Below are 19,696 nucleotides of genomic sequence, written 5' to 3'. Positions count from 1 at the left end.
AGTTTTCTTGTTGCCTTCTTCACCATCTCCGGATAACCGGGATTCGGTGTGGATACCGTCACGACATCCGGTGTGGCAAAGAGGTCATAGTTACTTCTCTGCTTTTTTCTCCGTGTTACACGTGGTCAGGCGTTCTCTGACCGCCTCCATATATCCTGGCTTGTCCAGGTCATACAATGCAAGCGGGATGATCCCGATCAGGAATACGATTCCGGGAAGCAGGTTTGCCGCCAGATTGATCCCGGTCTGTACATGGGGTGTGATCTCTCCTCCGCCCACATATCCAAATGCTCCCATGACAAGAAGGAACACCGAATTGGCGATTGCGGTCGCAATCTTGATTGCGGTACCGTTAAAGGAAAATGCCATACCGTCATTACGGACGCCATACTTGTCGTCAAAGTCATCAATCGCGTCAACGATCATACCGCTTCCGGATGGACCTGCTATATATCCGGTTCCATAGATGATCATGCACAGGAAGTTGAACGGTATACTGGTGGACGGTCCGAAGTACAGCAGGAGCAATGCGGCTCCCTGAATCACCATGGAGATGATCGCGCCGTTCCTTTTTCCGAACTTCTCTACAAATTTCGGCGCAAAAGGCATCACCAGCGTCCCGACTGCCATCTGCATCATCATAAATACCGTGATCAGCGCAAAATTCTGTACACAGTGCATGTAAAAGAATACAGCCACCGAAATACGTCCTAAGATACCGAACATATTAAAGAAGGAATAGAACATGGCGCAAAGCAGATTCTTATTCTTTGCGATCATTTTCAAGCCGTCCAGAACCTTGCCCTGTTCTTTCTTTTCCACCGTCACCTTTTCTTTCGACATCACTGCCACTGCCCAGAACATCGGAAGCGCAACGATTGCCAGCAGGGTCGCCGTCTTCTGATATCCATTTGCCTGGTCTCCGCCGCCGATGAAGGTGACCAGAGGCAATACGGTCAGGTTCAGAACGATCTGCCCGATGGTCATGCCCATCATCTGTGCGGCATTCAGCCGGTTTACTTCCTTCGGATCATGAGTCATAACGGCCGGGAGCGCTGTGTACGGCACATTGGTCATGGTATAAGCCATTCCCAATCCGATATAGGTCACATATGCATAGATCAACTTGGCCGGTCCGCCGAATCCCGGAACCGTAAATGTCAGGATCGTAAATACGACCAAAAGCGGCGCGCCGGCAAATATATAAGGTCTGAAACGTCCCCATCTCGTGTGGGTTCGTTCCATGATGGTCCCCATCATAGGATCATTGATACCATCCCAGACCTTGGCGATCAGCATCAGCATGGCTACAGCCCCTACCCCGAGGCCAAATACATCCGTATAGAAAATAGAGAGATATGTACCTACCATGGTCCAGGACAACTGGGAAGCAAAATTCCCCATTCCGTACACAAAGTAATTTTTAAAGGTCAGCGGTTCCATACCATATTTGTTTATTTTTGTTTCATTCATAGCGCCCTCCTGACATTACTTTCTCTCAAGTAATGGTATATTTTTATTCTCATTCCTCCGTGCTACATGGCAGCAATGCTCTCCTCAAAGTTCTCATATTTTTCCATCATCTTCGGCAGTGTCTCCTTGTTGGCTGTCAGTTTCGGCACACAGACCTTGATCATGTTCTGGATCTCGTTGTAATGCTCATAAATTCCAATGGCCGTATTGCGCGCCCGCGCAATTTCTTTTTCAGGCCAATCTACCTTCACCCTCTCTCCTTCCACGGACAGCTCTCCCCAGATCCCGCAGACCGGGCACTCCACGTGGGGCGTCCCGTTCATACTAAGCAGCGGGTTATGGCAGACCGGACAAACTCCATCCTCTCCCACCCAGGTATCCACTTCCTCGTATGGTTTTCCAACAGACTCTGCCACAGCCTTTCCAAGCTCCCCGCATTTTGCCATCAGAGCCGGATCCAGCAGCGGATGCCCTGTCCTTCCCTGATCATATGCGTCCACATGACCCACGCACTTCATGCAGAAGGAAAAGCTGAACAGATCCAGCATAGGAAGCCCCAGAGATACCCAGTTATGAGTCTGCGCGCCTCCTACGGAAATGAATCCGGTATAGCGGTCTTTAAAATATCTGGGATCCAGCTCCGGTTTGCCTTCTTCCCTACGTTTCTTATTTACTTCCAGAAGCGCTGCCCTGTCATGGGACGGCCCGAAACGGTCCACAAAATTCTTAAACTGCCCTACGATACCAACCGCATAGACCGGCGCGCCGATAATGATCCCGTCCGCTTCCAGGCACGCCTCCTCCAAAACAGAAAAGTCATCCTTCATGCAGCAGTGGATCTCCACTTCCCCCTTGTCCCGCAGACGGCTGCAGTAATCACATGCGCGGCAATGTCCGATATCCATTCGGATTGTATTGATAAACCGCACCTCTGCTCCTGCTGCCTTCGCAGCAAACAGTGCCTCTTTTACCATCACATCACAGCGCTGATTCCTTCTTCCAAAGGAAATTCCCAGTACTTTCATTTCATCATCCTCCATGTTTGTTGTGTTATATTTAAGTTTACAGCTTTAGCAAAAATTTTCTTTCGTGTATTTATCTGAAACCAGCATCAATATTTAATACAATTTTTAGGGGAAAGCCATAAAAACTAAAAATCATCATAGAGATTTTAATATCTGTACCAAATATCCAAAAGCCGGATTTCCTGAGGCTGCATCACATGTTCCAGTTCCAGGGTCCCATCCGTTGCCTGAACAGTCCTGATTTCCATACTGGGGATTGCCCGCCTTTTCAGATATTCGATCTCATCCTTCGCAAGGACCTTTTCGTACCCCATCATTTTCCAGATATTCTGAACCGAGCCATTTTCGTGATTCACATAATGGGACTTTACCTGATACGTTCCATTGTTTACATTTTTCAGACAGATTTTCAGTCTCAGCGGTTCCATATCCTCCACAAACTGATCCATCTCGTCGATCTGGATCTCTTCCTCTTTGCAGAATGCGTATTTTGATGAAAAGCTTTTATAATTATGGCAGACCGCAGTGAACCGTCCCCGCCCATTTGCAGTAACGACACTGTTCTCATTTCTGCATACTACATGGCTTTGCAGCTTATTCATGAACTGAAACGCATAAAAAGAGGGCTTCCGTATACCATCTCTGGTAATCAGTCCGGAATCTCCGTTCAATACGGACGTAACGTCCGAATGACCTTGCTGTATACTTTCCTGTCCTGCCGGAAACGTATCGCCCTGTGCTCCTGTGGCAGCATAGTCCGACCCGATATCCAGTCCCTGCCAATATCCCATAAAATCTGCATTACCCAGCATGCTGATACAGGTTTTTACTATATAGGCTCCCTGCGCAGAGCTGTCATTGAACACATTATGATTCGAGTCCGTAAAATTCCACTGAACAATGTGTATCTCCGGAATCTGGAAATCTTCCTCTTCCATCGTGTCCCGGATTAACTGCATCTGATTTTTCATGTAGCTGCTGTCAATAGATTTTCTTCCATAAATAAGCTCGTCCTCAGCAATCGACATATCCTGACAGGAACGAAAGGACAGGAAATCCGGCCGGAACTTACGTTTCTTCCAGATACGGAAGATCTTGCGGAAGAAGGAATTTCCATACCCCAGCAAAAGCCCGGCGCCTCCCACCCGAATTTCCGGGGCAATCTCCTTAAATATCCGGCAGATGGCCTCAAATGCCTGGTAATAGGCTCCGTCCTCCGCTGTCATTCCAAGGCCGGAAGCCTTCCCGAATTCAAAATACCAGCCCTCTATCTCTTCCAGGCCATAGCGGTTGATCAGATGCAGATAGAACGCCCTTATCATTTCACAGAACATCTCATAATCCCACGTTTCTTTCCTTTTCGCTCCATCCTTCCCCGCCTCTTTTACTTCTGTTCCTCCCCCCAGTTCAATGTACGGCTTCATTTGATGATCAATGATAAAATCCAGCACCAGATCCAGCTTTCGGAAATTCATTCCCCCTTTTTCGTCTGCACACTGTTTCCGGGAGAGCAGATTCCAGATCCTTGCATATCTCATGCCGGTCTCCTGCTGAATCTGTATAAGCTGATCCTGCACCTCTGACTGCAGAAGTGTATATGCTTCTCCCACATTCACCGCCCGGATCCAATCCGCATTTTGAATCTCATAATAGCTGGCATCCGCAGTATAAATCTGCTGTCTGCTGCCGTTCTCCTGCTGTCCCGTCTGTCTGTTCCTTAAATATTCGTGTACCAGATCCAGACTTTTTTCTTCCAGCCCATACTCCTGGTGAACTGGAGGCATATTCTGCTGCATCCTCTTACGGTACTGGCTGGGCGCCTCACGGTGAATGCTCCGGAAGCTCTTGATAAATGCCGCTGATGTTGGAAATCCGTTATCCATCGCAATACGTGTAATACTTTTATTTGTATACAGCAGTTCATCTACCGCATGGAACAGACGCACATTATTCAGATATTCCAAAAAGGTAAGCCCTATATGTTTTTTAATATATTTTGACAGATACACATTTGACAGATACAATCTCTGCGCAAGATCATTCAGGCTGATCTGCGTCTGATAGTTTGCCTGGATATAATTCTGTATCTGCCGGACCCGGATCTGATTCCTGGAATCCTCTTGATTCGTCCATACCTGATCTGCTTTCACCATAAAATAGCTGACCAGATGATACAGCAGTTCATAATAAAGCGAATTCAGATATAATGCGCCTTTTTCCTCCTGATCGGAGCAGCAGCTTAAAATCCGGTCCAATAATTTCCGTACCTCTTCATATGCATCATTTCTGTCCACCACCGTATTGCACCAGAACATCAGCTGCAGCGTACCCATATGCTCTGCCAGAATATGAAAATCAATAAAAAATCTTGCCGCTAAAATCCCCTGCGTTCCCACGCAGGAATGTCTTTTATTGGCATTGATCAAGATAAAATCCCCTTTTTGGAGTTGATACGCCGACTCATCAATTTTAATCTCCATTTTCCCTTTCATCACATAAATGATCTCCAGATCCTGATGGTAATGCACCGATGATTCTTCCTGTCTGATAAAAAAGAACTGCATTAGTTTTCTTTTGTTTTCCATAGTCCTCTCTTCCGCCGCGATCATTTCATTGGTTTTGGATTCCGTTTTTATAAAGCAAGCGGGACTGTCACTGCCGGCTATATACGGCGTACAGTCCCCTATTTTCTAAAAAACTTCGTTCAGTTTTATTCAAATACGATTGTCTCACCCGTTGCGGCAGACTGATAAATAGCCTCGATCACACGGGTAACGATTGCTGCCTGCTCCGGAAGGACCGCGGGATCCGTTCCCTTTGTAATACATTCCACCCATTTTGTCATGTCATATTCCCACATGTCATACTTCGCTTCCGGGCTTGTGATCTCTGTTTTCATTTCTCCGCCAACCATCTTTGTGATACGAACGCTGTCTTCAAATCCAGGGCCGACCATATCCGCGCCGGCAAGCGTTCCGGCTACGGAGCAGATGATTCCGGGAGCTTCCTGCAGCATGTTTGTACGCCATGCTGTCTCAATATAGAACATTGCGCCGTTTTTCATTGTGATCATGGCCATTGCGGTATCTTCTACATCGAAGTTGTCCGGATCCCACGGCCCAAGCTGATTTCCCTCCGGGAAATTTTTCATCTTATCAAAAGTGACTCCCCGAACGCTTGCAACATCATAATTGTTTGTCAGCCACATGGGAAGGTCAATGGAATGAGGACCTCCGTCCATTAAAACTCCGCCGCCGTTCAGCTCCTTGTTTGTGTATACACCGTATGCCGGAAGGCGGTTCGGGCGGAGCTGGGAAGAACGGATATAGTATACGTCTCCGAATTCACCTGCTTCATACATTCTCTTCATTTCCATCGGAGCCGTATTATAACGCCACTGTGTACCGCTTGTGAGCTTTCTGCCTGCTTTTTTCTGTGCCTCAAGCATTTTCTGCGCATCCGCGTAGGTACATGCAAGGGGTTTCTCACAGTAAACATCTTTTCCGTGTTCAAACGCGCAGATCGTCATCTCGCAGTGAAGCGGATTCGGAGTACAAACGTGTACCGCGTCAACATCGTCTGCCGCGCACATTTCTTTGTAATCCGTGTAAATCTTTGCTTTCAGGCCGAAATCTTTATTGGCCTTTTCACATCTCTCCGTAAGAATATCGCACAGCGCAACGACCTCTACTTCATCCGAATGCTTGACAAGCTGTGTTAAATGCTTTGTCGTTCCAATCTCACCAATACCAATTACTCCGATTCTTTTCTTTGCCATTTCATTTTCCTCCATAGATTTTTTTATATTCTTCCGACTGTACGGCCGGATATTTCTTTTATAATATGTATGGTGCAGCGCCGCATTCATTTGGCTGAAAATGAATGGTACAGTACACCAGGGTTTCTTCTGTTATGCAGGCAGCACTTTGCAGGATGCGGCCACCTTCTCATCGCGGTTCTCGAATGTAAAGAATTCCAGGCAGAAGTTTCCTTCATAGCCAAGTTCCTTCACGGTATTCAAAATAAACGCATAATCAAGCTCTCCTACTGTCAGTTCCGCTCTCATCGGCGCCCCTGCCCCGTGAAGATCTCCGATCAGCTCCAGGTTCGCCTTGATCGTCTCCGTAATCTGTCCTTCAATATTCTGGAAGTGGAACATGTCATAAAGAAGCTTTACATGTTCACTTCCTACGTTCTTAATTAAGCCAAATGCCTGTTTCGAGCTTGTAAAGAATCCGCCCGTCAGCGGCTCAACAAGTACTGTTACCCCCTCTTTCTCAGCAATCGGAGCAAGACGCTTCAATGCGTCCTCCATCGCCGCAAGAACCTCCTCTGCGGAAAGATCTTTCGCATAATCAGCCGCATTCAGGATCAGCCTGCCGCACCCGATCTGCTTAGCCTTTGGCACACTCTGTGTAAAAAGGGAAACCAGCTCCTCCGTCTTAGCCGGGTCTCCCAGAAGAGATGCTCCCGCGGAAACGCATGCGCGGATCTCAATCCCCAGTTCCTTTCCCGCCGCGGCAATGCGGTCCAGATCTCTTCCCTCCAGGTCAAACATTTCAATCCCCGTTAATCCGTTCTTTTTTGCCAGTTTCATGCCCTCAATGATTCCGTCCGTATCCGGCCAGACAGGCCCCTTTTCGCCGACTGCCACAAACATAATGTCTGCACATAAACTGTACTTCATCGCTTTCCTAACTCCTTTCGTTTTCTCTTTGTTTATGTCTCCATTATAAGACAAGGATTTTTCATCGGCGTTCTTCCTCAGCAACAATGTTCCACAAAAAAAGAATCTGGTTTCAAATTTGAAACCAGATTCTTTTACCCGTTTACATACTTACCGAATATATTTCATCCGGTATATCTCACTCAGCATCAGAAAATACAGGTCAAACAAAAGTACCCCTGTTACCACCTTTTCCCTGCTGCCCCGGAACAATTCCCTATCCAGATACTTTTTATACCGCTTTGACGCGCCATATACCTTCGCCCCTTTTGCCTTGATATTGGCAAATACCGGCTCCATGTCCATGGTCTCCACATGTTCAATCATATTGACAATGACGATACTCTGCTCCGTCAATGTACCGCTGTCCTCCATCATATCCGGAAGCAAGCAGTAATATCCTGTCTCCTTCCCGTCCATGGCAAGATTCTGCTGCAGCGAGAGTATGGCGCTGTTTTTATAAGGTGTATAGAAGACCACCTTATCCGCGTCGCTCAGTTCCTCTGCAATCCGTTCCGCCTCACCTGCATCGATCTGATCCCGCAAGATCTCACAGGTTTCTATGGCCTGTGCCAGCATGGCATCCTTCACACTTACGGCATCCCGGCTCTGTTCCGGCGGCAAGAGCCGGTTGTAGTAGGTATACTGCTTCACCGCCCGTTTCAATTCATGATGAAAATCCGTAAAATTCTGGTATCCCAGCTTCTGCACCATCCGCCACACTGTCGTCCGGGATGAGTTCGTCAGCTCCGCGACATCATAAATACTGCCGTCCGCCGCTTCCTCCAGATTCTCGAGGATCCCTCTGCAGACATTCCGGTATGTACTGTCAAAGGAAAGGTGATTGTATAATTCTGTCAAACTCTGAAGAACATTCATATCCTTTTCCCCTTTGCAGGCAATTTACAAATCAGATTTTCATGTGTACAGATTCCGTATCATTTTTTACGCTTACACGGTCCCGATTCACCCAGTCTGTATCTATCATGGTATCACAAAGAATTTTGCTCTTGATGAAAAACATTGCAGCAGTTATTCCGCTTGAGTTTTCCTCATTTCAGACAAGACAGCAGTCGCTGAATATAATAAAGAAGGACAAGTTTACGTTACCTGCCCTCCAATATTTAACTGTTATTATACCGGCCGAATGCCCTGCAGCAAGGTACAGGGCATCCGAAATCATAACTGCTGCATATCACGCCTGCGTGAAATCCAACTCCAACTCGCCAATTATTCCTCAAATGCGATTGATTTTCCGGTCTTTGCGGATTCTCTTACCGCATCCATCAGACGGAGTACCCGTCTTACCTGTTCCGGTTTTACAATGATCTCTTCTTCTCCATTGAATGCTTTCAGGAAATGCTCAAAATAATTCCTGTGCGCCACGTTTACTTCCGGCAGCGGTTCTTCGGAAAGAAGTCCCGGCTCCGGCGGTCCGAAGCTTCTTGTGGGACCTGCGGCAGTCATCGTGATCTTGCCCGGTACATTCTCCAGCAGATGCGCGGTGCGGACAATCTTGCCTTCTCCGCCGAATCCGTCAATGATTGCGGAGCCTTTCTTACCGCCGATGAACCAAGCGCGCTTCGGTGTCAGGTAATAGGTTCCCAGCTCGATCTCTGCGGTCACGCCGTTTTTGAATTTCAGGATGATCTTGAAATAGTCGTCTACGTTTTCATTGATGACATTCTGTACATCCGCATAGAGGGATACTACCTCAGACTTCACCATATCCAGCATCTGGTCGATCAGGTGTACGCCCCAGTCATAGAGCATGCCTCCGCCCATCTCTGGATAAATATGCCAGTCATGCATGTTGCCGTTTACGCCGTAGAGCTGGGATTTGATGATGTACATATCCCCAACCAGGTTCTTGTCATAGACTTCTTTCATGATCCGGTAGTCTTTATCCCATCTTCTCTGCTGATGCACGGTAAAGAGCACGCCGTTGTCTTTACATGCCGCAACCATTTCGTCATATTCCGCAATGCTCATGGCAGCCGGTTTCTCACAGATCACATGCTTTTTCGCTGCCGCCGCCTTCTTCACCATCTCCGGATGGCTGGGGTTCGGCGTGGATACCATCACAACATTGATATCTGCGTTGGCAAGCATCTCGTCAATGTTTGCGTATGTCTCCACGCCCTCCGGCGCGTCTTTGAGCTGATCCGGATTCGTATCCGCTACCGCTACCAGGTCGATCTCGTCAAATGTACTCATCATATCCGCATCGCAGTGGCCCATAAAACCAAAGCCAACGATACCTAATTTTATTTTTTCCATTATTTTCTTCCTTTCCGATTTACGAAGTTTCTGTTTTAAAGCTTGCTGCAAGCATGCTTGCACGATCTGCTTTCACAGAGTGCTGCTGTTCTTCTCATCCGTCCGGAACTGCAGGTCTCAGACTCGTCTGCTTTGCAGACTATCCGCTGCTTTCGCAGCTCCTGTCTGAGACTGATTGGGCGTCCCGCCCAATACCACTCTGTGAAAACAGCTCTTTGCAAGCATGCTTCCACGATCTGCTTTCACAGAGTGCTGCTGTTCTTCCCATCCGTCCGGAACCGCAGGCCTCAGACACGTCTGCTTTGCAGACTATACGCTGCTTCGCAGCTCCTGTCTGAGGCTGATTGGGCGTCCCGCCCAATACCACTCTGTGAAAACAGCTCTTTGCAAGCATGCTTGCACGATCTGTTTTCACAGAGTGCTGCTGTTCCTGACTTTTAATCAAAGTATACTTCTTTCCCGGTCTCTGCGGATTTGTAGATTGCTTCCAGGATCTGGGTCACTACAAATGCCTGCTCCGGTTTTACAAGGGGCTCGCCGTCGTTGATAATTGCGTTCAGCCACTGCTCCTGCTCTCTCACTGCCTCTGCTGCCGCGCCGCCCTCGAAGAAGTCTACCACGCCTGCCGGGGAGATGGTCTTTTCCATCAACTGGTTGTGTTCTACCGTGTTATAGATCAGCTCGTCCTGGGGATAGCTTCCGCCGTGATGGATCTCTGCTCCGCCCTTGGTTCCGCACAGTGTGGTGGACGCTTCCATGGACTTCAGTACGTTCAGCGCCCAGGATGCTTCCAGATAAATGGTCGCTCCGTTTTTCATCTTTACCAGTCCGAACGCAGAATCCTCTACCTCAAAGGTCTCCGGATCCCATGGGCCGAATACGTTTCCTTCCGGGCCGTCCGCCTGGCGTCCCAGCTTGTAGAATACCTGTCCGGATACGGAAGCCGGCTCGTAGTTGTTCATCATCCACAGTGTGATGTCCAGCGCATGGGTTCCGATATCGATCAGCGGACCGCCGCCCTGCAGCGCCTTGTTCGGGAATACGCCCCAGGTAGGAACCGCTCTTCTTCTCAGCGCATGTGCCTTTGCAAAGTAGATATCCCCAAGTTCCCCTGCTTCACAGGAAGCGTGCAGCGTCTGGGTATCGTCGCGGAGACGGTTCTGGTAGCCGATCGTAAATTTCTTGCCGGATTTCTTCCATGCGTCCAGCATCTTCCGGGCATCCTCGGTATTGTGCGCCATAGGCTTTTCACACATCACATGCTTGCCTGCCTCAAAGGAAGCAACCGTGATCGGGCAGTGCGCCACGTTGGGGGTACATACGTGAACCACATCGATCTCGATGCTCGTATCCGCCAGCATCTCCTTATAATCGGTGTAAACCTTCGCGCCCTCTGCGCCGTATTCTTTACATGCCTTCTCCGCCCGCTCCGGAATGATGTCACAGAACGCTACCATAACAGCCTTATCCTCATTCGCCTTGATTGAAGGCATATGCTTCTGATTTGCGATACCGCCGCATCCAACGATTGCTACTCTCAATTTGCTCATTGTTTTGTTCTCCTTTTGTTTTTACTGTTCCGCTTTCGCTGATTCTATTATAAGTTGTTTCCGCAAAGGAAACATTCCTTCAATTGTCCTGTTTTTATATGATATTTTAGCTATGTCCTGCCCTCATACGAAGGCAGGATAAAAAAGAAAGGATTATTTTTGATACGACTGTAAATCGTAGTTACTATTCACAGTAACAAATCGTAACATCAGATGACAAAATTCCGCAGATATCTCTGGCTCAGTACAAGGGAATCTTCCACCTTCTCCTTGGTTCCCTCGAATGCCTTGTCCTCGACTTCGATACAGGTGCATCCGTCATAGCCGATGTCCGTCAGCGCAGAAACATATTTGCCCCAGTCCACATCTCCCAGTCCCGGAAGCTTCGGTGACATGAAGTCAAGCGGATATGCCATGATGCCGCAGTCGTTCAGGCGGTCCGGATAAACCTTGATGTCCTTGTAGTGTACGTGGAAAATCTTGTCCTTAAATTCATAGATCGGCTTGATATAGTCGATCATCTGCCATACAAAGTGGGACGGGTCATAGTTGATTCCCAGGTTGTCGCTGTTCAGAATCTCAAATACCTGTCTCCAGATCTTCGGAGTGGTCATCAGGTTCTGTCCGCCCGGCCACTGATCCGGTCCGAAGAGCATGGGGCAGTTCTCGATGGCAATCTTCACATCATTCTCTTCCGCTGTTTTGATGATGGACGGCCAAACCTCTTTCACCAGTTCCAGGTTTTCCTCGATATTCTTTGTCTGATCCCTTCCGATAAATGTGGTCACCATGCCGATTCCGAGCTTATGGCTCGCCTTGATCAGGTTTTTCAGATGAGACACAGCCGCCTCACGCTTCTCCAGATTTCCGTCCATGGTATTGGGATAATATGCAAGAGAAGAAATCTGCACGCCCTTTTCTTTGCTGTAGTCCGTGATATGCGCAGCATATGTATCATCCTCCAGTACACGCTCCGCGTCAATGTGGCTTACGCCCGCATATCTTCTCTCCGCCTTCCCCTGCGGCCAGCATGCCACTTCCACACATTCGAATCCATGGTCAGATGCAAAATCCATCATTTCCTCATACGTCCATGTGTCCAGAATCGCACTTACAAATCCTAATTTCATAGCTTTTTGTTCTCCTTTTCTTTTTCTCTTGATCTTGAGTACATTATAATAGAAAGAACGAGGAAAAACTTTCGTTTAATTATCCAGATTTATTCTCATATTTAGACTTTTTTGTACCCTCCAAAAAAGGCAGGACAAAAAAAGATATACTTTTTTTGTCCTGCCTTTCTTCAGACAACCGCCTCTATCAATACTTTATCGCCGCATACAATCTTGTTGACGCCGATCTGCTTTTTTTTATTAAAGTTGAAGCTGACCATATAGCCCCGTTTCAGATGATATTCTTCCAGATATTCCGAAAGCTGTGCCTCTCCCCGCCGGTTGTACTCTTCCCCATGCCAGATCTTCAGTTCCACGATCTTTTGCTCTCCGCAAAAGTCAATAATCAAATCTGTGCGCCTGTTCGACCTTGTCTTTGACTCGATGTAGTAATTTCCCGTTCCATTGATAATTGGTTTCATATAAAGCAGGAAGATACAGCGCCCATTGTCTTCCAGAAAATGTTCATGACACGCCCCGAACAGCTCCGAATAGTGACTGACAAACCTTTGAAGAACCCGTTCCATATCCAGTTGTCCACTGACAATAAATTGGTTCTTCTCATTCGCGGCAATCTGTGAAATCTCTATTTGCCTGGCCTTTTCCGCAAGAAATCCATTATAAAGCCGTGTTTCAAATATCCGGTTTGAAACAACGGCAATCCCGTTATTCAATGTAACAAATCCGAACATGACAGCCATCCGTATCCCCGTATCTCCGGGCACATATTCGACCATCCTGCCTTTCAGCAACAAATCCTGCAGCATCTGCTTCAGCTCCGGAAAATCAATCAGCTTATTGTCGAGAGACTCGAACAACGTATTTTCCTCCTGAAGAAGCATCCGAATTGCCGCCAAAAATCCTTCCCTGGTCCATGCCGAATTTTTATCCGGAAATTCCCGGCTGCCTGCTGTTTTTTCATCGATCAGCTTACAGATTTTGGATACGAGAAACGGATACCCGGATGAATATTCGTATATCAAAGCCGCCAATTCCCGAACATTCATCCCTGTCCGGTTATCCTGCTCATAATCTTCCAGCATTCCCGCAATCCCATTTTCAGGCAGGCTCATGTCGATATCAAAATCTGCCGCAATATTCCATGGACTATTTGTCTGATGTTCTGTTTCTATGCGTATTTTTAGCTTCAGACTCTTTATATCATATACTCCAGCCAGAATCACAGACTGGAAAATCGGCATTTCATCCCGGTCTATATAATATCCTCTCAACTGTGCCAGAAAGTCTAAAAACACCTGATTATTTGCAGCACAGTCCACTTCATCAATCAACATGACGATCGGCTGCTCTGCCGCCCCGCAGATCTGGCTTAGATATCCAAACAAATCAAACAAAGTAAATGTCCTGTGGCTTTTGCATACTATTTCCCACAGTTCGTTCAATTGTTCCTCCATTTCATCTGTTTTGTCTGCACATTCTCTCCTCAGCAAACGAATAAAGTAAGACGCAAATGCCAGCGAAAACATATTTCCATTCTCGAATTTTGCCGCATCCAGTTTTTGAAAATCCAGGCTGAGCACAATATACTCTTCCTGCAGATATCTCTTTAATGCCCGCAAGGTTGTGGTCTTCCCATATTGCCGTGCACGGTGAATCGAAAAATATTCTCCTCTGTCTACAAGCTCTTTTATCTTTCGAAGGCGCTCACTAATATCTACCATATAGTGCAGATTCGGTTTGCAGTCCCCACTCACATTAAATATTTTTCCCATTGCCGCTTCCTCCTCTCCGCCGCAGCCCTGCTCTGGACAGTTATAATTATACTCTATCGCAGCAGGAAAAGACAGCTTCAATTTTCCTTTTACTGCAATAAAATATCGAACCCTTTCCCTCGATCTATTTTCGCACACGAATAAATCCTCTCCAAATCCATATACTTTTCAGGTATGCATAAACTGAACCGAAGCGGCAAACCCCCGTTTTGAACTTACAGGTATTTTCAAAGTCAGAAAGAAGTAACCTGGGATTGTGCAATCTGCCCAAAAACACATCTGAATTTTCTATCAAATTGCGTCCTTTTTTGAAAAGAACGAAAGAACTTTCAGAACCATGTGTATCTATTGAAAATATTTTCTTCAATGCTATACTGAATATCAGAAGCGATAAACAAAGCCCGAAAGGGCGGATTCATCAACATTCTATGAGATGAAAGGAGTAAGTCTATGAGGGAATGTGTGGAACAACTAAAAGGGAAGCTGGTCGTATCGTGCCAGGCTCTTCCCCACGAGCCGCTGCATTCTTCCTTTATTATGGGAAGGATGGCGCTGGCCGCAAAAGAAGGGGGCGCAATGGGGATCCGCGCCAACACCCGGGAGGACATCCGTGAGATCCAGTCGCAGGTAGACCTTCCGGTCATCGGAATCGTAAAAAGAGACTATGAGGACAGCAGCATTTACATCACTCCGACCATGAAAGAGGTGGATGAGCTGATGGAGGTCAAACCGGAGATCATCGCCCTGGATGCGACCGGCGGCCTGCGTCCCGGCAATCTGACGCTGGATGATTTCTTCCACCAGGTAAAGGAACGCTACCCGGATCAGCTCTGGATGGCGGACTGCTCGACCATTGAGGAAGCTCTCCATGCGGACGAGCTGGGATTCGACTTTATCGGAACCACTATGGTAGGCTACACCCCCCAGAGCAAGGGAGACCAGATCGAGGCAGACGATTTCCGGATCATCCGGGAGATCCTCGCCAACGTGAAGCACCGGGTCATCGCGGAGGGCAACATCAACACACCGGAAAAGGCGCGCCGGGTCATCGATCTTGGAGCCTTCTGCGTTGTCGTAGGCTCATGCATCACAAGGCCCCAGCTCATTACGAAATCATTTGCTGAAGGGTTGGAAGTCTGAGGCAGCGCTGATCCGTCAACAACATTTACCAGGCAAAAAAATGTGACGGAACCATGCCAGGCTGAATGACAGATTCAATCCGGCAAAACACTGTACCAGATAATTTTTATATATATCGCAATGCAAAACAGCAGAAAAACGTAAACAGAGTTCCAACCCATTGATCTGTTCGCAAAATTCTTACAGCCGCACAGTTGGAAAACGTTTTCTGCATCCACATTAAAAAAAGGAGAAAAATCATGAGAGATCTTAACAAATACAAAGGAGTCATCCCCGCATTTTACGCTTGCTACGACGAGAACGGAAATATCAGCCCCGAGGGCGTACAGTCACTGACCAGATATTTTGTAGAAAAAGGCGTGAAGGGCGTCTATGTCAATGGTTCGTCCGGAGAATGCATTTACCAGAGTGTAGAAGACCGGAAGATCGTCCTGGAAAATGTCATGAAAGCCGCTGACGGCAAACTCACCGTGATCAACCATGTGGCATGCAACAACACCAAGGACAGCATGGAACTGGCGAAGCATGCGGAGAGCCTGGGCGTAGACGCCATCGCTGCCATCCCCCCGATCTATTTCCGTCTGCCCGAGCATGCCATTGCAAAATACTGGAATGATATCAGCTCCGCCGCACCGAATACAGACTTTGTGATCTACAACATCCCCCAGCTTGCAGGCGTAGCCCTGACGATGGGATTGTTTGCCGAAATGCGCAGAAACCCGAACGTCATCGGCGTGAAAAATTCATCCATGCCGGTACAGGATATCCAGATGTTCAAGCAGGCCGCAGGTGAGGATTACATCATTTTCAACGGTCCCGACGAGCAGTTCATCAGCGGCCTTGCCATCGGCGCGGAAGGCGGCATCGGCGGAACCTACGGCGCAATGCCGGAGCTGTTCCTGAAGCTGGAAGCCCTGGTGAAGGCAAATGAGATGGAACAGGCAAGGAAGCTCCAGTATACGATCAATGAGATCATCTACAAGCTGTGTTCCGGTCACGGAAATATGTACGGCATCATCAAAGCCGTTCTGAAACTCAACGAAGGCCTGGAACTGGGCGGGGTAAGGGCGCCTCTGGCTTCCCTGATCGAGAGCGACGCGGAAGTGGTCAAAGAAGCAGCACAGATGATCCAGAATGCGAAGGCGGAATATGGCTGTTAAGCCTGCATTCCGGAGAAAATGCAGAAAACTGCTACCGCCAGCTTTTCTGCATACGATGGCATACAGGAAGCCTGCTCCGGCAGACTTTCTGCAGAGGATAATATCTATAGCCGGCACGGTAATCCATACCCTTATGCCGGCTGCGAATGAGAAAAAGGAGGAGAATTTATGCAAGGCTTTACAATGATAGATCTGGTTATTTTAGTTGTGTATCTGGCTGCAGTCCTGTTTGCGGGTCTTCACTTCGCAAAGAGAGAAATGAAGGGAAAAGAGTATTTCAAGGGAGACGGCACCGTGCCCTGGTGGGTGACTTCCGTATCCATCTTCGCAACCCTGTTAAGCCCCATATCTTTCCTGTCGCTTGCGGGAAATTCCTACGCGGGAACCTGGATCATGTGGTTCGCGCAGCTCGGTATGCTGCTTGCCATCCCGCTGACCATCAAGTTTTTCCTGCCGATCTACAGCAAGCTGGATATTGATACTGCCTATCATTATCTGGAACTGCGGTTCGAAAGCAAGGGGCTCCGCGTATTGGGCGCAGTCATGTTTATCATTTACCAGGTAGGACGTATGTCCATCATCATGTACCTGCCCTGTATGGTACTGGGAAGCCTGACCGGAATCAGCGTCAACCTGCTGATCATCATCATGGGTGTGATCGCGATCATCTATTCCTACACCGGCGGCTTAAAATCCGTACTCTGGACTGACTTTATCCAGGGCTCCGTACTGCTCATCGGCGTCACCTTTGCGCTGGTATTCCTTCTGGCACACATTGACGGAGGAATCGGAGCGATCTTCGGCGCATTTGCCGCAGACCACAAATTCCTGGCAGTAGACCAGCCCATATTTGACATCAATATCTTAAAAGACAGCGTATTCATCATGATCGTAGGCGCGGGCTTCAACACCATGGGCTCCTATGTATCCAGCCAGGATATCGTACAGCGTTTCACGACCACGACAGATACGAAGAAGTTAAACAAAATGATGCTGACCAACGGAGCTCTTTCCATCTTTATCGCAACCGTATTCTATCTGATCGGAACCGGACTCTATGTGTTCTATCAGCAGAATACCCTTCCGCCGGCAGCGGCGCAGGATCAGATTTTTGCGTCCTACATCGCGTTTGAGCTTCCGGTCGGAATCACCGGCCTGCTCCTTGCAGCGATCTATGCGGCATCCCAGTCCACCCTGTCAACCGGGCTGAACTCCGTAGCCGCAAGCTGGACCCTGGACATCCAGGCAAGGCTTACCAAGAAAGAATTAAGCTTTGAGACGCAGACCAAGATCGGCCAGTACGTATCCCTGATCGTAGGTATTTTCTCCATCATCGTATCCATGGTACTGGCAAACGGCGGCGTGAAGTCCGCATACGAATGGTTCAACGGATTCATGGGACTGGTGCTCGGAATCCTCATCGGAACCTTCATCTTGGGCGCATTTACCAAGGTGGCAAATACCTTCGGCGCAACGCTGGCATTTATCGCGGCATCCGCTGTGATGGTAGGTATCAAGTATTTTGCTCCGGCAGGCTCGGTATCCATCTGGTCCTACTCCCTGATATCCATTGCGGTATCTCTGGCAGTGGGGATCCCGGCAAGTATCATTTCCCGGAAGATGACAGGCGATACCTCCGTACCGGCGCCCAACACAACGGTCTTCAAATAGAAAACCGAACCCATCTTTACAAAATACCCGGGCATACATCCATCGTCGCAGGACGTACCTGATCAGGGTGCGGCCTGCAGCGGTCTGCCCGAAGAACAGGAGAACAGATATGATATTCGGAAATATACAGAATTTAAAAGAATATGCATTCCTGGAAGACGCGGTTAAGGAATGCTTCGATTACGCAGGCTCGCACGACCTGAAAGCCTATGAAAAAGGAAGCCATGAGATTGACGGAAAACGTCTCTTTGTGAACATCGTTGAGTATCAGACCGTAGAGGCAGAAAAACGTTTCTGGGAGGCCCATCGGGAATACCTGGACATCCACCTGATGCTGGACGGCACCGAACAGATCGACCTGAATTTTATCCAGGATATGGATGTGAAGGACTATGTTCCGGCGGATGATTTTCTTCCCATGGAAGGCTCCAAGAACAGCTCCGTTGTACTCAAAAGCGGGGATTTCCTGATCTGCTTTCCAAGCGACGCCCACCGCACGGCCGTTGCCGCCGAAAAATCAGAAACCATAAAAAAGGCAATCTTCAAGGTACACATTTGATGTTGCTGTTCACACGGCGTCGTGCACCCTGCTGCACGACATCCGGCCAATACAGTAACACCATCTGATGTTACAGGTCACACCTTGACCAGGCGTGCCCTGTAACTCAGGCCGTCATTTAAAATTGCCTACGGCAATGGACGGCCTGAATCCCAGCTTTTATGTGCATCCTCCTGACCAATCAGCGTAGTGATTGGTCAGGGTGTGACATGTAACCATCTGATTCATGTTTCATACACGTTACTATAAATCAGATTGCCGAAGCAGCAGTAATATATTATAATAGAGGGGCACACATATGAATAAATATGTAACTATAGATATCGGCGGCACCGCCATCAAATACGGCATCTTAAGCGAAGGCGGCGAATTTCTCTGCCGCAGCCAGATGCGCACCGAAGCCTACAAAGGCGGCCCGTCCATTCTGGAAAAGGCAGTCGGCATTGCGGACGAATACATCGGCGCAAATCAGATCAGCGGCATCTGCATCTCTACCGCAGGCATGGTAGACACAGAGAAAGGCGAGATCTTTCACGCCGCTCCGCTGATTCCCCATTATACGGGCACACGGTTTAAAGAAGTGATGGAGCGGCGGTTTAAAATTCCCTGTGAAGTGGAAAATGACGTGAACTGCGCCGGCCTGGCGGAGTCCGTGTCCGGTGCGGCCAAAGGCTGCTCCCCCGCCCTCATGCTGACCATCGGAACCGGCATCGGAGGCTGTATCATTGCGGACGGCAAAGTATTCCGCGGCTTTAGCAACAGCGCCTGTGAGGTGGGGTACATGCACATGGCCGGAAGTGATTTTCAGACACTGGGGGCAGCAAGTATCCTCACCAGAAAAGTTGCCGAATGGAAAAATGAACCGGCGGAGGTCTGGAACGGATACCACATCTTTGAAGAGGCAAAAAAGGGCGACGGGCTCTGCGTCCGTGCAATCGAGGAAATGGCCGATGTCCTTGGCCAGGGAATTGCGAACATCTGCTATGTGATCAATCCGGAGACAGTGGTCCTGGGCGGAGGAATCATGGCCCAGGAAGAATATCTGAGGCCCCTGATGGAACACGCCCTGGAAAAGTACCTGATCCCGAGCATTTGTTCCCGCACAAGGATCGCATTCGCAAAGCACAGAAATGATGCCGGAATGCTGGGGGCGTTCTATCACTTTATGCAGCGCCGCTCTGTATAAAAGAAAATATGCCGCTTTGCGGCC

Annotated in this window: 15 protein-coding genes; 5 read left to right on the top strand and 10 right to left on the bottom strand. The window is 48.4% G+C overall.

The features are described from left to right. Window positions 1-90: 90 nt before the first annotated feature. The 10 genes from ACTOY7_RS15350 to ACTOY7_RS15305 all read right to left on the bottom strand — a co-directional run bounded on the left by ACTOY7_RS15350 (window position 91) and on the right by ACTOY7_RS15305 (window position 13,956). The gene (locus tag ACTOY7_RS15350) at window positions 91-1,473 is read right to left on the bottom strand and encodes an MFS transporter (RefSeq protein ID WP_394682628.1); all 1,383 of its coding nucleotides are present in this window, start codon (window positions 1,471-1,473) and stop codon (window positions 91-93) included. Between the two features lie 62 nt (window positions 1,474-1,535). Next, a complete protein-coding gene (locus ACTOY7_RS15345) occupies window positions 1,536-2,498 on the bottom strand; it encodes a flavodoxin family protein (protein ID WP_482671742.1) in 963 nt (320 codons plus the stop codon). Between the two features lie 146 nt (window positions 2,499-2,644). Next, window positions 2,645-5,083 (bottom strand): GH39 family glycosyl hydrolase, encoded by a 2,439-nt coding sequence (locus ACTOY7_RS15340; RefSeq protein WP_482672290.1) that lies wholly within the window; start codon window positions 5,081-5,083, stop codon window positions 2,645-2,647. A 125-nt stretch (window positions 5,084-5,208) separates the two neighbouring features. Next, window positions 5,209-6,276 carry a Gfo/Idh/MocA family protein gene (locus ACTOY7_RS15335; RefSeq protein ID WP_004082643.1) on the bottom strand — a complete coding sequence of 356 codons (1,068 nt, stop codon included), beginning with the start codon at window positions 6,274-6,276 and terminating at the stop codon, window positions 5,209-5,211. A 132-nt stretch (window positions 6,277-6,408) separates the two neighbouring features. Beyond that, window positions 6,409-7,185: a sugar phosphate isomerase/epimerase family protein gene (locus ACTOY7_RS15330; RefSeq protein ID WP_285825770.1), complete on the bottom strand. Its 777-nt coding sequence runs from the start codon at window positions 7,183-7,185 to the stop codon at window positions 6,409-6,411. A 150-nt stretch (window positions 7,186-7,335) separates the two neighbouring features. Further along, window positions 7,336-8,103 (bottom strand): MurR/RpiR family transcriptional regulator, encoded by a 768-nt coding sequence (locus ACTOY7_RS15325; protein WP_004082650.1) that lies wholly within the window; start codon window positions 8,101-8,103, stop codon window positions 7,336-7,338. Window positions 8,104-8,454: 351 nt separating this feature from the next. Then, entirely contained in the window at window positions 8,455-9,567 is a 1,113-nt protein-coding gene (locus ACTOY7_RS15320) for a Gfo/Idh/MocA family protein (protein WP_482671171.1), read from the bottom strand. A 374-nt stretch (window positions 9,568-9,941) separates the two neighbouring features. Further along, window positions 9,942-11,054, bottom strand: a complete 1,113-nt coding sequence (locus tag ACTOY7_RS15315) for a Gfo/Idh/MocA family protein (protein WP_304972664.1) — start codon at window positions 11,052-11,054, stop codon at window positions 9,942-9,944. Window positions 11,055-11,263: 209 nt separating this feature from the next. Beyond that, the gene (locus ACTOY7_RS15310) at window positions 11,264-12,184 is read right to left on the bottom strand and encodes a sugar phosphate isomerase/epimerase family protein (RefSeq protein WP_004082652.1); all 921 of its coding nucleotides are present in this window, start codon (window positions 12,182-12,184) and stop codon (window positions 11,264-11,266) included. A 170-nt stretch (window positions 12,185-12,354) separates the two neighbouring features. Beyond that, entirely contained in the window at window positions 12,355-13,956 is a 1,602-nt protein-coding gene (locus ACTOY7_RS15305; protein WP_482671170.1) for an AAA-like domain-containing protein, read from the bottom strand. A 450-nt stretch (window positions 13,957-14,406) separates the two neighbouring features. Between ACTOY7_RS15305 and ACTOY7_RS15300 the strand changes: the two genes are divergently transcribed. The 5 genes from ACTOY7_RS15300 (at window position 14,407) to ACTOY7_RS15280 (ending at window position 19,672) form a co-directional block, all read left to right on the top strand. Further along, a complete protein-coding gene (locus ACTOY7_RS15300; RefSeq protein ID WP_004082656.1) occupies window positions 14,407-15,096 on the top strand; it encodes an N-acetylmannosamine-6-phosphate 2-epimerase in 690 nt (229 codons plus the stop codon). Between the two features lie 239 nt (window positions 15,097-15,335). Beyond that, on the top strand, window positions 15,336-16,256 hold the full coding sequence (locus tag ACTOY7_RS15295; protein ID WP_004082658.1) for a dihydrodipicolinate synthase family protein: 921 nt from the start codon (window positions 15,336-15,338) through the stop codon (window positions 16,254-16,256). A 168-nt stretch (window positions 16,257-16,424) separates the two neighbouring features. Further along, on the top strand, window positions 16,425-17,927 hold the full coding sequence (locus ACTOY7_RS15290) for a sodium:solute symporter family protein (protein ID WP_004082661.1): 1,503 nt from the start codon (window positions 16,425-16,427) through the stop codon (window positions 17,925-17,927). Between the two features lie 109 nt (window positions 17,928-18,036). After that, the gene (locus tag ACTOY7_RS15285) at window positions 18,037-18,486 is read left to right on the top strand and encodes a NanQ anomerase/TabA/YiaL family protein (RefSeq protein WP_482671169.1); all 450 of its coding nucleotides are present in this window, start codon (window positions 18,037-18,039) and stop codon (window positions 18,484-18,486) included. Window positions 18,487-18,784: 298 nt separating this feature from the next. Further along, window positions 18,785-19,672 carry an ROK family protein gene (locus tag ACTOY7_RS15280; protein ID WP_482671168.1) on the top strand — a complete coding sequence of 296 codons (888 nt, stop codon included), beginning with the start codon at window positions 18,785-18,787 and terminating at the stop codon, window positions 19,670-19,672. Window positions 19,673-19,696: the final 24 nt, after the last annotated feature.

This window comes from Schaedlerella sp. (assembly GCF_056796775.1).
Note: the sequence above shows the minus strand (reverse complement) of the source record. Positions and strands in the feature narration are given on the sequence as shown.